At 40.1% G+C, this 13,677-nt stretch carries 12 protein-coding genes; 3 read left to right on the plus strand and 9 right to left on the minus strand.

Annotation, left to right across the window (positions count from 1 at the left end):
• Window positions 1-10: 10 nt before the first annotated feature.
• A complete protein-coding gene (locus C8P65_RS08280) occupies window positions 11-607 on the minus strand; it encodes a 50S ribosomal protein L25/general stress protein Ctc (protein ID WP_009389805.1) in 597 nt (198 codons plus the stop codon).
• Between the two features lie 18 nt (window positions 608-625).
• A complete protein-coding gene (locus C8P65_RS08285; RefSeq protein ID WP_009389804.1) occupies window positions 626-1,573 on the minus strand; it encodes a ribose-phosphate pyrophosphokinase in 948 nt (315 codons plus the stop codon).
• Window positions 1,574-1,931: 358 nt separating this feature from the next.
• Here C8P65_RS08285 and C8P65_RS08290 point away from each other — a divergent pair, with 358 nt between their 5' ends.
• On the plus strand, window positions 1,932-3,065 hold the full coding sequence (locus C8P65_RS08290; RefSeq protein ID WP_107782398.1) for a trans-sulfuration enzyme family protein: 1,134 nt from the start codon (window positions 1,932-1,934) through the stop codon (window positions 3,063-3,065).
• Window positions 3,066-3,103: 38 nt separating this feature from the next.
• Window positions 3,104-4,093, plus strand: a complete 990-nt coding sequence (locus C8P65_RS08295; RefSeq protein WP_107782399.1) for an aspartate-semialdehyde dehydrogenase — start codon at window positions 3,104-3,106, stop codon at window positions 4,091-4,093.
• Between the two features lie 77 nt (window positions 4,094-4,170).
• Here C8P65_RS08295 and C8P65_RS08300 read toward each other — a convergent pair whose 3' ends face one another.
• The 6 genes from C8P65_RS08300 to C8P65_RS08325 form a co-directional block, all read right to left on the minus strand.
• On the minus strand, window positions 4,171-5,043 hold the full coding sequence (locus C8P65_RS08300; RefSeq protein ID WP_107782400.1) for an outer membrane beta-barrel protein: 873 nt from the start codon (window positions 5,041-5,043) through the stop codon (window positions 4,171-4,173).
• A gap of 38 nt (window positions 5,044-5,081) precedes the next feature.
• Window positions 5,082-5,396 carry an arsenate reductase (glutaredoxin) gene (gene arsC, locus C8P65_RS08305; protein WP_107782401.1) on the minus strand — a complete coding sequence of 105 codons (315 nt, stop codon included), beginning with the start codon at window positions 5,394-5,396 and terminating at the stop codon, window positions 5,082-5,084.
• A 30-nt stretch (window positions 5,397-5,426) separates the two neighbouring features.
• Window positions 5,427-6,191: a DeoR/GlpR family DNA-binding transcription regulator gene (locus C8P65_RS08310; RefSeq protein WP_009389795.1), complete on the minus strand. Its 765-nt coding sequence runs from the start codon at window positions 6,189-6,191 to the stop codon at window positions 5,427-5,429.
• 52 nt (window positions 6,192-6,243) lie between these two features.
• On the minus strand, window positions 6,244-6,735 hold the full coding sequence (locus C8P65_RS08315) for a hypothetical protein (protein ID WP_245887371.1): 492 nt from the start codon (window positions 6,733-6,735) through the stop codon (window positions 6,244-6,246).
• Window positions 6,736-6,821: 86 nt separating this feature from the next.
• The gene (gene dnaX / locus C8P65_RS08320; RefSeq protein WP_107782402.1) at window positions 6,822-7,910 is read right to left on the minus strand and encodes a DNA polymerase III subunit gamma/tau; all 1,089 of its coding nucleotides are present in this window, start codon (window positions 7,908-7,910) and stop codon (window positions 6,822-6,824) included.
• Between the two features lie 34 nt (window positions 7,911-7,944).
• Window positions 7,945-8,460 (minus strand): hypothetical protein, encoded by a 516-nt coding sequence (locus tag C8P65_RS08325; protein ID WP_010164525.1) that lies wholly within the window; start codon window positions 8,458-8,460, stop codon window positions 7,945-7,947.
• Window positions 8,461-8,728: 268 nt separating this feature from the next.
• On the opposite strand from C8P65_RS08325, the gene C8P65_RS08330 reads away from it, so the two are divergent.
• Window positions 8,729-11,227: a TonB-dependent receptor gene (locus tag C8P65_RS08330; RefSeq protein WP_107782403.1), complete on the plus strand. Its 2,499-nt coding sequence runs from the start codon at window positions 8,729-8,731 to the stop codon at window positions 11,225-11,227.
• Here the strand turns inward: C8P65_RS08330 and C8P65_RS08335 are convergent.
• On the minus strand, window positions 11,224-13,578 hold the full coding sequence (locus C8P65_RS08335) for a hypothetical protein (RefSeq protein ID WP_107782404.1): 2,355 nt from the start codon (window positions 13,576-13,578) through the stop codon (window positions 11,224-11,226). The genes C8P65_RS08330 and C8P65_RS08335 overlap by 4 nt on opposite strands.
• Window positions 13,579-13,677 lie beyond the last annotated feature (99 nt).

Here is a 13,677-nt window from a genome sequence, read left to right on the forward strand (position 1 = left end):
AAAAATAAGATTATTTTTTCTTACCTTTTTCAGCTTTAGCAGCATCTTGAGCGGCTTTCATAGCAGCACGAGATACTCTTATCTGGCAAACTACAGTGTTATCTGGGTGCATAATCTTGTAGTTTTCTTGAGGCAACTTAGTGATGTACAAACGGTTACCCATTTCAAGAGCTGAAATATCTACTGGAATAAAGTCAGGAAGATTATCTGGTAAAGCTTTAATTTTTAGCTTACGATTTACCACACGTAGAGTACCCCCTGCCATAACACCAGGCGAAGTACCTTGTATTTGAATTGGCACTTCTATAGTGATTTCTTTGTTTTTGTTAAGTTGATAGAAATCAATGTGAATGATTTTGTCAGTTACAGGGTCAAACTGAATGTCTTGCAGAATGGCAGTATAACTCTTACCATTTACTTCAATCGTAGCTGTATACACGTTAGGAGTGTACACGATGCCAGCGAATGCTAATTCTGGTGCTGAAAAATGCAGAACATCGTCTCCTCCGTATAATACGCAAGGTACCTGTCCAGCATTACGTAAGGCTTTGCTTGCTGCTTTGCCCACGCTTTCTCTTTGAGATCCTTTGATTGTAATTGATTGCATTTATTTATAAATATTAAGTTACATAATAAATTTCGAACTAATCGCCTCATTGTGATGCACTTTATACATTACATCAGCAAAAAGTTCTGCACAAGAGAGTACTCTTATCTTTTTCGATGGCTGTTTCAGAGGGATAGAATCCGTTACTATCAGTTCCTCCAAAGCCGAATTTTCTATCCGTTCATAAGCATTCCCGCTAAGGATAGGGTGTGTAGCTACCGCCCTCACACTCACAGCACCTCTTTCTTTCATCAGTTGCGCTGCTTTCACCAGTGTGCCAGCTGTATCTACCATATCATCTACTAACACCACATTTCTCCCCTCTACATCGCCTATAAGCTCCATCGTTTCAATAACATTAGCTTGTTTTCTTTGCTTGTAGCAGATTACCACTTCGCTTTTTAAGAATTTAGAGTAAGCGTAAGCTCTTTTAGAACCTCCCATATCGGGCGAAGCAATACACAGTTTGTCTAAGTTCAGACTTTCGAGGTAAGGTAGAAAAATACTCGAAGCAAAAAGGTGGTCTACAGGGCGTTCAAAAAAACCTTGTATTTGGTCAGCGTGCAAGTCCATTGTCATTATGCGGGTAGCACCTGCGGCTTGCAATAAGTTAGCCACCAATTTAGCCCCTATAGGCACACGCGGTTTATCTTTTCTATCTTGGCGTGCCCAACCGAAGTAAGGCATAACCGCTGTGATGTGTCGAGCCGAAGCGCGTTTAGCTGCATCAAGCATCAGCAAAAGCTCCATCAGGTTGTCAGCATTAGGAAAAGTAGAGCATACTAAAAAAACTCTCGTTCCGCGTATCGACTCTTCAAATGAAGGCTGAAATTCACCATCGCTATAATAAGACAGTTTCACTTCGCCAAGAGTAGTACCGTATTTTTCTGCAATTTTTTCAGCCAGCTCTACACTTTTTGAGCAAGCGAAAATCTTAGATGATTTTGGGGCAGGTTCACTAAACATTTTGATTATAAATATTAAAGTGGTAAAACTTCTAATGTTTCAGGCTGCAAAGTTACAAAATAAATAATACACTGCAACACTTTAGCATATTTTTTTTCAAAATTATCATTAGTCCTATACATAAACAAAACAGAAAATTTTTCTTTTATGGGCTTCTCTATACAAAGGATATACGATGAATACAGGAAGAGCGAAGGATAAACGAAGGATAAACGAAGGCTTAGCGTAAAATAAACAACCAATAATCGACCTTAAAACAGAAAAATATACCACCACCCCTAATTTTAGTAAAATAAATTTGGTAGATAACAGAAAATGTACTACTTTTGTCGCTCTAAGAATTATTATTATCACTAATATGAAGTTTGAAACAAAAGCCATACACGGCGTAAGAAACAATGATAAGGGAGAAAACTGGGGAAGCACTATTAATATGGCTTCTACTTTCCCTATCAAAGAATATGGAGCGGAACAAGAGTTTGAATACGGACGCGTATCAAGTCCCACTCGTAAAGATTTTGAAACCCTCATTGCCAAATTAGAAAATGGCAAACACGGCTTCGGTTTTTCTTCTGGTATGGCGGCTACCTCATCTGTCTTCACTATGTTCAAAGCAGGCGACCACTTTATCTTTGGGCTTGACATCTATGGGGGTACCTACCGCATTATGCACGACATCTTCAATAAGTTTGGCTTCGAATCTACTTTCGTTGATACCACCGACCTTAGCCAGATAGAAGCTGCTGTGCGCTCCAACACCAAAGCTATCTTTGTTGAATCACCCTCTAACCCTTTGTTAGATGTAACCGACATACGCGGGGTGGTAGCCATTGCCAAAGCGCATAACCTCCTCACTATTGTCGATAACACTTTCTTATCGCCAGTACTCCAACGTCCTTTAGAGTTGGGGGCTGACATAGTACTGCATAGTGCTACCAAGTTCTTAGGTGGCCACAACGACCTTATTGCAGGGGCAGCCGTAGTCAATAGCGATGAGTTAGCAGAAAAAATACTTTTTGCTCAAATAGCTTTAGGCGCTTTAGTTTCTCCTTTTGATAGCTGGTTATTATTGCGCAGTATAAAAACCCTCAAACTAAGAGTAGAAAAAGCACAAGAAAATACGCTAAAACTTCTTGCTTTCCTAAAAACACATCCTGAGGTAGAAAAAGTATATTACCCTACTGAAGCCCATAACAAAGGCAAAGCCATTCAAGAAGCACAAGCCTCAGGCGGTGGTTCAGTATTCTCTTTTACAGTGAAGAGTGAAGCCAAAGCCAAATCTTTCTTAGAGAGTCTAAAAGTAGCGCTTTTTGCGGTAAGCCTTGGCGGGGTTGAAACCTTAGTTACTCACCCTAGTTCGCTTACTCATACGGAGTTCCCTGAAGAGGAAAAAGTAGCTCGTGGGGTAACTCGTACACTTATCAGAGTAGCCGTAGGTATTGAAGACGCCGACGACCTTATAGCCGATTTCAAACAAGCCTTAGAACAATAATTTAAGAATTAAACAATAATAAGAACTAATAACTAAATATGAGAGTAGCAGTAGTAGGCGTTACCGGAATGGTAGGTAACGTAATGTTAGAAGTACTAAAAGAACACAATTTTCCTGTAACTGAGCTTATACCAGTAGCTTCTGAAAAGTCTATAGGAAAGAAAATTAATTTCAAAGGGAAAGAATATTCTGTGATAGGCTTAGAGCAAGCCGTATCTCTCAAACCCGATGTAGCCCTATTTTCAGCAGGAGCATCTGTTTCTAAAGAATGGGCACCGCGCTTTGCTCAAGTAGGCACTACAGTAGTCGATAACTCTTCAGCTTGGCGTATGGATGAGACCAAAAAGCTCGTAATTCCTGAAATCAATGCTGATGTACTTACCAAAGACGACAAGATTATTGCCAACCCTAACTGTTCTACTATACAGATGTTGGTAGCTTTAGCACCATTGCAAGCCAAATATGGTATCAAACGTATAGTAGTTTCTACCTACCAATCAATTACAGGTACAGGGGTAAAAGCGGTACGTCAATTAGAAAACGAATACAAGGGCGAAAAAGGCGAGATGGCTTATCATTACCCAATTCACCGCAATGCTATCCCTCACTGTGATGTATTTGAAGACAATGGGTATACCAAAGAAGAAATGAAGTTAGTGCGCGAAACCAAAAAAATATTACGCGACGATACTATAGCTGTTACAGCTACTGCGGTACGTATACCGGTAGTAGGCGGACATAGTGAGTCTATAAATGTAGAGCTAAAAACTGACTTCTCTATTGATGAAGTACGCGCTCTTCTCGCCAAATCAGCAGGTATAAAGGTACAAGATAATACCGACACTAACACCTATCCTATGCCTATCTACGCACACGGCAAAGATGAGGTTTTTGTAGGGCGTATCCGCCGTGATGAGTCGCAAGCCAATACGCTTAACCTATGGGTTGTAGCCGATAACCTTCGTAAAGGGGCTGCTACTAATACTATACAGATAGCCGAGTACCTCATCGCTCATAAACTACTATAAGCTACAAAATGAAATACTCAAAAAAATAGGCTGCTGATTATATTTCAGCAGCCTATTTTTCATTATCTTATTGCTAATTATAATTTGTAAGTCACTCCAAAGTGGAACCCTATAGACGAATAAGGTGCATCAGGAGCTCCTTTACCCTCCCAGCTATATTCATCTTCCAAAAGGGGCGAAATCTGATTCGCTAATTGTTTTAATCTTTCTGTTTGAGGAAGAGAAGGTACTCTTTTAAGCACCTCCATATATCCTTTAAATTCTTGCAATTTCAATTCAGTAGTTGCACTACCTATAGTACGAGAAGCTGAAAAGCTTTCTAATTTTGAAGTCTTGCGAGGCACATTGATATTGAGGTATTCACCTTCTACAAACAGACTTATCTTATCGGTTATGTTGAAGCGATAGCCTATCCCACCAATAAAGCCAAAAGGTATCTTACCGTGAAAGTTTGTCTGGAAATCAGCTTTCATATTTACAACATCGGTTGGAGAAGCCAACGGATTAAATACACGCAAAGGTAAATTAGCGTTTAGCTTAGTAGTACTCTCAGTCTTCCCTCCTATTTTGGTTACAGCCCCCGCACGTACATATAGATTATCTGTAATATTGAATACTGCTGAAAGCGATGCTCCGAAAGCACGTCCGTGGGCAGTCATATCAAGGATTTGGTTTTTGTTAGTAGCTATATCTTCACCGTGCAGATAGCCTAATGCCAATTCAGCTCCCCAACGTTTAGTAAAGAAATACCCTCCACGCAATTGTGCTTGATACCCCTCACCATAACTTCCTTTTAAGTCGGTGATGGCTGCTGGATTGGTAGCATCTCTACCTACCACTTTCTGGTTTGACTGAAATCCATACCCACCACTTAGCGATACGTATGCTTGTCCGTGCATTGCTGCGATACCCAATACTACTGCAGCTACACTCAATAACTTTTTTTTCATTCTTATATTTATTACTTATTTACAATTTAACAAATCAGCTATCGCTCAATGCGCGCTTTGTCTCCCTCCACAACTATAGGTCGTTGTATGAGCTGAGGGTGTGCCACCATAGCGGCTATTACTTCTTCGTCTGTCAAAGTCTTACCTTGATAAAGCTCTTTCCAGATAGCTTCTTTGGTGCGTACCAAGTCTATAGGCTGCATTTGCAGCTTAATAAGCAGCGACTTCAGCTCATCTGTGGTTACACCTTTTTTAAGGTAATCGATTACCTCGTACTCTTTGTCTGTATTCTTTAAATGCTCCAAAGCACATCTCGATTTGGAGCATTTAGGATTGTGATATATTTGTATCATATTTTAATGTTACTACAATAGTCTAGTCAATTAGCAAATAACTACCTCTACACCGCGTTTTTCAAGTTCTTCTACAAACTCTGGGTCGGCATTGCTATCAGTGATAAGCATATCAATCTTTTCTACATAGCAAATAAACCCAAATCCGCGTTTGTGTATTTTTGATGAATCGGCAAGAACGATAGTTTTATCTACACGCTCCATCATTTTTTTATTTAAATGGGCTTCACCTACGTTAGTAGAGCTCAATCCGTAGTCTAAATCGATGCCCTCAATACCCAAGAATAAAGTGGTACAAGAGAAATTGCTTAAGGTTTCTTCTGCTAATACCCCAACTGTAGAGGTAGAGTTCTTGCGCACCTCACCCCCTAAGTGAATTGTATTTACATTAGGATTCTTGCACACCTCTAAAGCAACTCGTAACGAAGGAGTTAATACTGTTAGGTTGCGCAACCCATAAAGCTTCTGTGCCAATAGATGAGCAGTAGAGCCTGATGAAAGAATGATAAACTCATTTTCCTTGATATAATCTAAAGCTTTATCAATGATGCGCGTTTTTTCTTCTACATTTAGCGTTTCTTTCTCACTCACTGTTTGGTCAAATACATAGCGCATTTGCTTACTTGCTCCCCCGTGTGTGCGGTGTAAATAGCCTTCTTGTTCTAAAAGAGTTAAGTCTTTTCGGATAGTTACTACCGAAACCTTTAGCTTATCGCTTAGCTCACTTACGCTAATATATCTTTTAGTCTCTAAACTCTCTAAAATCTTAGCCTGACGTTCATTTAGTACTCTCATATCTTATCTAATTTTATTATTTTTTTCAAAAATATCTTTTCTTCAATCATTATTAGCTTATCGCTAAACTAAATGCATTTCTAAAATCTTGTAGTAGTGGGTTGAGCTGTAGCAACCTATTGTATTTCTCTTCAGGAGTTACCAATATACGCTTACTAATCTCTTCATTTACTTGTATTTCTATCTTCAGGTCATAATTGCGCAATTGCTTATGCAAATAAGCCAATAATTTTGGCTCCATCTCTATTACGTCTGTTTTAGCCGTTTGAGTACCTACCTCTAAGTGTAGTACGGTACCCTCTAATTGCTTATTGGCTATCTGCAAAATAGATGCTTGCAAGCGTTCGCCTCTGCTCAATAATTGTTGTATATAGGCTTGCCAATACTGCTGGAAAGCCTCTGAGGTAAAAGGTTCACGAGGTAGCGAATTAGGGTCTATCGTATCTTCTTTTGCCTGCCTTTGGTGCTCAGTCTTCAGGTGTACACTTTTTATTGAAAAGCCCGACACCACTCCCGAGCGCTGTGCCTTAGTAATAGTAGGCACACTAACTACCGGCGTAGGTGCTGGAGCTGGGGGCGGAGACTGTGTAGCAACAGGAGCTGCTTCAACATTAAATAAATAAGCCGGTATTATGAAGCGTCCATCATTTTTTTTTTATCCCCCTCATAGGTCAGTGATGCTAATTGCATCAAGGCGATTTCTACCAATAAACGTTGGTTTTTGCTGTTTCGATAGCTCAAATCGCAATCATTAGCGATGCGTATAGCCTCCATTAAGAATGACACTGTAGCACGCTCACTCTGCTCTGTATATTTCTTTCGAGTCTCTTCGCCTACCTCCATTAAGCTAATAGTCGCCTGATTTTTGCACACCATCAAATCTCTAAAGTGGCTTGCCAAGCCTGCTATAAAGTGATTGCCATCAAAACCTTGCGCTATAACCGTATTGAGCTCAAGCAGTAAATCTGGTAACTTATTATCTAAAATAAGGTCTGTTACCTTAAAATAAACCTCATAGTCTAACACATTCAGTATTTCGGAAGTGGCTTGACGGGTAATCTTATCACCTGAAAAACTCACTACACGGTCGAAAATAGAGAGGGCATCGCGCATAGCTCCGTCAGCCTTTTGAGCAATGATTTGCAGTGCCTCATCTTCAGCCTCAATACCTTGTTGTTCTGCTATATATTTCAAATATTCGCGTATATCACTTATCGTAATACGTTTAAAATCAAATATCTGGCAACGAGACAAAATAGTAGGGATAATCTTGTGCTTTTCAGTAGTCGCTAAAATAAAAATAGCGTGCTTAGGTGGCTCTTCTAACGTTTTCAGGAAAGCATTGAAAGCCGCTGTAGAGAGCATATGCACCTCATCGATGATATACACTTTGTAGTTGCCTACTTGGGGAGGGATGCGCACTTGCTCTATGAGCTTTCGTATGTCATCTACACTATTGTTAGAGGCAGCATCGAGTTCAAACACATTGAAAGCAAAGTCGTTATCATCTGTTACCCCACTTTGTTCGTTTATTTTTTTGGCAAGGATACGCGCACAAGTAGTCTTACCCACCCCACGTGGTCCTGTAAATAGGAGTGCTTGTGCTAAGTGGTTGTTTTCGATAGCGTTGAGCAGTGTATTGGTAATAGCCTGCTGCCCCACAACATCTCTAAATGATTGTGGGCGATATTTCCGTGCCGAAACTACAAATTGACTCATTAGTATAAAGTTGTACTAAGGTGAAAAATACGATTTATTTTCTCGTTTGGTAAGTACCAAAAATAAAGTTTGAATCTACTACTTTGTTGCCTTGCCTATTTATTAACACCAAATCATTGATACGGATAAGGTGGTCATAACGCAGTAATGTATGAGTATTTTCATCATAAATAGCCCTTGTGGTGATAGATACTGTGCCTCCTGTTGCTTCTATCTGAGTAGTTACTATAGGAGAAGCAGGCGGAAAATCTGCACAGAAATAAGAGGTAGTAGGAGCTTGGTCGAACGTACGGTAATACAATTTATAACTATCAGGTATTGTACCACTTACGGTCTTTTCTTTATTTTCGAGTACATTAGCGGGCAACTTAAGTATAAGTGCCTGTTTTTGACTGTATTTAAACAAAAAAGACACTGCTGTATCATTGCTAGAGCAAGAAAGCACATCAGAATTATCAAACGAAATAGTTTCAACTTCTAAATCACCATCATTGCAAGCTACTAAGCAAAACCCTATCAGCAGCCCTAATAAAAGTATTTTTCTACTCATTAATCTCAATATTTTTGCAAAGGTACAAAAAAAGATAGAAAAGAAAAGAAAAAAGTGAAAAAAGTTAAATCTTCGCTTATCCTTCGCTTATCCTTCGCTCATCGTTCGCTCATCGTTCGCTTTGAATGGCTTGTTCTTATACTACTTTTATAAGGTAAATAGAATAGCTTCAGCTAATGATTAACTACTAAAAAATTGTTATTTATAATGATTTTATTATCTTTGCACCCCGAAATAAACAAGAAACATTTTAAATAAAATAATCTATATGAAAAAACTCTTTTCTTTGCTGATGTTTTGTTGCTTCAGCCTTACTACTGTTTTTGCCCAACAAACTACTGAAGTGCGCGGTCAGGTAACCGATGAAAATAAACAACCTCTTATAGGGGTAGATGTCGTACTAGAAGGCACTTCTATAGGTGTTAGCACCAACGACAAAGGTTTTTACGAGCTTCATAATGTACCTGTAGGCAAACAGACTATAGTGTTTAGCTACCTCGGTTTTCAAACTTTAAAAATACGCACCGATGTAGCTCCTAACCCCAGCGGTACCCACACGCACTTAGATGTACAACTCTCTGAAGAATTGACTGCACTGCAAGAAGTAGAGGTTATCGGGCGCAAAGAGAGTAGTTATAAAAACACTAACTCTTTTATCGGTACCAAAACAGCCTCTGCGCTGAAAGAAGTACCCCAATCGGTAGGCTATGTTACCAAAGAGCTCATCTTAGACCAAGGAGCTACAACCGTAAATGAGGTGGTGAAAAACATTAGCGGGGTAAACCAAAACTCTTCGTACAACGACTTTTCTATTCGTGGTTTTCGCGCTACAGGCAACCGCAATTCGGGCAACCTGCTAAACGGTATGCGTGCCCAAACGAGCTTGTGGAAACAGTCTTCGCTTGCTAATATCGAGCGTGTAGAGGTTATCAAAGGCCCTGCCTCTGCTCTCTTTGGCAATGCTGCCCCAGGAGGAGTTATCAACCGCGTAACTAAGAAACCACTTTTTGAAAACAAAAATAGCATCACCGTGGGGGTGGGTAGCTGGAATACCCTGAAAACTTACGGTGACTTTACTGGCCCTCTAAACCCTAAGAAAACGCTGCTTTACCGCCTAAACTTAGGTTATGAGAAAACTGACTCTTTCCGCGATTTGCAAGGCTCTGAAAGCATTATTGCTGCCCCTTCGTTCTCTTATATTCCTAACGAGAAAACGCATATCAACGTTGATTTTGTGTATCAGAACTTTAACGGCAAGATAGACCGCGGACAGTCTGTGCCTGCTGATGGCAATGTGTACTCTACCCCTATCAGCCGCTCGCTAAGTGCTGCTAATGATTTCTTAAAGGAAAACACTCTCAATACTACCATAGCCCTCACTCATAAATTCTCTGACCATATTTCGCTAAACGCTATTTACCTTAACTCTTCTTACAGCGAAGATATGTTAGAGCACACCCAAGCTAACCTATACTACAAGCAAATAGGCAACGGGGCTAACGCCTTCCGCTATGCTGACCCTAACAAAGTGATGATGACTGCTAATCAACGCAAACGGTATTTTGCTAACAATAGCTTCAACACTTACTTCAATTTCAACTTCAATACTGGTATATTGAAACACAAGCTATTAGTAGGTTATGACTATTTTATTTCAGAACAAAAAGCAGGTTCATCTTCTATTTCGGCACAAGGTTATTTGAGCAAGGATAAAACTAAAGTCGTAGGCACCTATACTACTACTGCTAATGTATTGGCAGGCTCAGTACAGACTCCTACTACTAACGTACCTGTATTTGACCTATACGACCCTATAGCAGGCAATGCGTATAAAGATATTAGCAAATACATCTGGAAACAAAACACGCTAAACCCTTATGAGGAATACTCTCACGGGGTATATGTGCAAGAGCAGATAGACATCAGTATTGTGAAGTTGCTTATTGGCTTACGCCAAGAGTGGTTCACCGAAACACTAAACAAAGAGACTACTAAAGAGATAAGTAGGCAAACAAGTGCTTTTATACCTCGTGTGGGATTGGTAGTAGAGGCATCGGAGAACATTAATCTTTATTCGACTTGGGTAAAAGGATTTCAGCCACAAGAGGCTAATATACAATCTGACCCTGACCGCTATGGAGGGCCTTTTGATTATATGAAGAGTGAATTATACGAGGTTGGATTGAAGACCGAATGGTTTAACAAACGCTTAAGTGCTACATTAGCCATATTTAAGATTATGCAAGAGAACTCTTTAGAGCAAAGTCCGAAAGCAGGTAAAGCTGATTGGCGTGTGCCAGTAGATGAAGAATCTAACGGGTTTGAATTGGACGTAGCGGGACAGATATTGCCTAACTTTAGTGTGGTAGCGAACTATGCTTATACTGATGCTCGTATTGTGAAACTAAAAGAAGAAGGAGCTATTAAAGACCTAAACGTACAACGCCCTAGTACTCCCCGCCACGCGGCTAACCTCTGGACGAAGTATATCTTTGAAAATGGTAGTTTAAAAGGACTCGGAGCAGGTATAGGGGTTAGCTACGCCAGCGAACGCCTCGGACAGGTAGGGCGCCGTGCTACCGCTGCTTCTTACCCCGACTATACACTACTCAATGCGGTACTTTATTATAAGGTGAAAGATGTACAGCTACAGCTAAACGTTAATAATGTGCTAAATCGTACTTATTGGATAAGCGGTTATGATAACTTACGCAACTTCCCTGGAGCTCCACGCAACATAAATGCCAGTGTAACTTATCGGTTTTAAAAGAAAAAAGCACTCACATTACCCTGAGCTACCCATTGCCTATCATATACCTCATCGGCAAGAGCTTTATCACTAACTACCTGCAACCCTTGAGCTTCGGCTTTAAGGGTTAGCAGGTTGCCGATAGTAGTTTTAGCACTCAACTTGCTTAACAAGGCTTTTACTGTACTTAAAGATAAGTCATTGGCTACTTGCCCTTGAAAAGGCACTTCTAACCATATTATTTCTTTCTTCTCTACATCTAAAACTCCAAACAGCAATCCTTTTTGCAACGGCTGAGTAATACGCACCTGATGGATAACCGTAGAAGGGTCGTAAGCTACCCCCGTGCGCTCAGATACTTTCATCTTATGTTTACTATCCATCCAGCCTACTACTAAATTAGGTGATAGTGCCCCATTAGAATAAGCATTGCACACAAAAGTTACGTACTTAGCTTTCTTTCGGCGCAAGATATTTATATCGATATTGATATACTCGGCAGTACCTACTTTATTAGGAATACTGCGAATATCACCACTATGTTGGCAACCCGTAGCGGTAAGTCTATCAAAAAAGCATATATCTTTTTTCATTTTGCACCCTTCTTCAAAGATGATATGGCACGACAAGTCCATATCGAGATGCTGCGCAGGTAGGTCTTTACCCCATTGCATAAAGAGGCGTACCTCATTGCCTTCTAAAGGGAATTTAGTACCCATTAAGGTCGCGTTAAAGTCGTGTATAGTAGTACTTCTATCGCCTATAGGCAAAGGAAGGTGATACAGTTGTTCGTCTATAAATATCGTTTTATGCGGATTGGGATATGCTGCGAACTTTCGACGTATTACCCACAAGCAAAGCTCTTCTATCGCTGTTTTCATCTGGGCTAATTGTTCCTCGTTATAGCCTAAATTCACCCATTGGTTTTTAGGCACCTCTACATAATCACCCGTAATGATTTTCACAGAACGCGTACCGTGTGGTGTAAAATAAAGGTCGGCGTAATTATTGAGGGTAAAAAGCAAGCGCATAGGTACTTGGTCTATTACCTCTTTGAAAGCTGCAATAGTAGCTTCAGTACCTACCCATAACATTGTAGCAAATAGCGAGCGCGCAAACTGAGAAGGACGTTCTTTTAGATACCCCAAAACAGTATTCGTATCTACATTTAGGTAAGCCTGTTGTACCTTGCTTTGCCATACCTCATATTTCTGATGATAAAAAACATCTAACAGCATAGCGAGCTTTTCAAAGCCTTTTTTCTTGCTATACTCAGCCAAGCGCAAGGCGCGAATAAAGCGCACCCACATCTCGCGCTTGGGGTGCATCAGTTCGCAAGCCTTTTCTGCAGAGAGAGGCAAGGTATTGAGCCAACGCGCCACTCTTGCACATTCCTTACGCGAGTATTTCAAGCGAAGTTCTTCTTTTGCTTCTATCTTTGCTTCTTCACTCTTGTTTAAAGGATAAACAATATGACTGTAGTTTTTAGCATTTTTAGCAACAATTGTTTTAGGAGGTAATAGCTGCAAGAACCCCGTCTTCTTATACCACAAATAACGCAGAATATCGGTAGGAGTGCGAAAACAAGCTCCTGCTGCTACTTCATTGCCTTCTGAAAGAAGATAACTATCCACTACTAAGATAAGGGTTTCTTTCATCTCGATAGTAGTTTTTTTATCTACAGAAAAGTAAGGCAACAAACGTTTGAGCGAATCTACTTGAGTAGCATCTAAAGCTGTTTTAGAAGCCAATAGGTTTTGGTAATAGGCGTTTGCATCATGTTCGCGCCAAAGATCGAGGATTTTGAGTTTGCTACCCTGCTCGGTACTCTCTATCTTACCTAACTGAAAAGGCGTACCACAAAAAGGACAACCATTATAACGCCACAGCGGAAAGGTACCATAAGGAATATAGTGCCCGCAGGCTAAAAAGCGCTCGTGTTTAGGTGTGAAATATTCTCTATTATAGTATTTAATATCGTTTGCCTCATAATAATCATCGTAATCATACCAATAACAAATATAATCATCATTCTTTACCAAATCAGGAAATTGGTTGTAGAAAGCAGTGATGATATGGTCTACCGCACTCTCTCCTGTAGGCACTTCCCAATTCTTAATAAGCGGTGCCCAGTTGAGTTTTACATTAAGTATTTGCTTAATAGTGCACACTACCAATTGGCGATACTCGTTATTAGTACCGTTGATAGCGTGCAAGAGGTCTTCGCTAACACCAAAGCCGTGTCGGCGCAAGGCAGCTACCAATTCCAATGTTCCTGGTTGTATAGCTCTTTGTGCGACCATACTATCAGGTATATAAAGCGCATTTTGCCTAAGTGCAATTTTTAGTAAAGCGGTTGTTTTTTCCATAGTATAAAATAAAAAAAGAAAGGTAATCACGGAAGTAATTCTTACCTAAAGAGAAATGAAGTAACTTCCGTTTGACCTTTCTTTATAATAAACACAGAT

Origin of the sequence: Capnocytophaga leadbetteri (assembly GCF_003054025.1) — a bacterium.
Taxonomy (GTDB): domain Bacteria; phylum Bacteroidota; class Bacteroidia; order Flavobacteriales; family Flavobacteriaceae; genus Capnocytophaga; species Capnocytophaga leadbetteri.

Excerpts from the sequence above, each read along its gene's own strand:
- C8P65_RS08280 (WP_009389805.1), bottom strand. The coding sequence starts at position 607 with ATGCAATCAATTACAATCAAAGGATCTCAAAGAGAAAGCGTGGGCAAA.
- C8P65_RS08285 (WP_009389804.1), bottom strand. The coding sequence starts at position 1,573 with ATGTTTAGTGAACCTGCCCCAAAATCATCTAAGATTTTCGCTTGCTCA.
- C8P65_RS08290 (WP_107782398.1), top strand. The coding sequence starts at position 1,932 with ATGAAGTTTGAAACAAAAGCCATACACGGCGTAAGAAACAATGATAAG.
- C8P65_RS08295 (WP_107782399.1), top strand. The coding sequence starts at position 3,104 with ATGAGAGTAGCAGTAGTAGGCGTTACCGGAATGGTAGGTAACGTAATG.
- C8P65_RS08300 (WP_107782400.1), bottom strand. The coding sequence starts at position 5,043 with ATGAAAAAAAAGTTATTGAGTGTAGCTGCAGTAGTATTGGGTATCGCA.
- arsC (WP_107782401.1), bottom strand. The coding sequence starts at position 5,396 with ATGATACAAATATATCACAATCCTAAATGCTCCAAATCGAGATGTGCT.
- C8P65_RS08310 (WP_009389795.1), bottom strand. The coding sequence starts at position 6,191 with ATGAGAGTACTAAATGAACGTCAGGCTAAGATTTTAGAGAGTTTAGAG.
- dnaX (WP_107782402.1), bottom strand. The coding sequence starts at position 7,910 with ATGAGTCAATTTGTAGTTTCGGCACGGAAATATCGCCCACAATCATTT.
- C8P65_RS08325 (WP_010164525.1), bottom strand. The coding sequence starts at position 8,460 with ATGAGTAGAAAAATACTTTTATTAGGGCTGCTGATAGGGTTTTGCTTA.
- C8P65_RS08330 (WP_107782403.1), top strand. The coding sequence starts at position 8,729 with ATGAAAAAACTCTTTTCTTTGCTGATGTTTTGTTGCTTCAGCCTTACT.
- C8P65_RS08335 (WP_107782404.1), bottom strand. The coding sequence starts at position 13,578 with ATGGAAAAAACAACCGCTTTACTAAAAATTGCACTTAGGCAAAATGCG.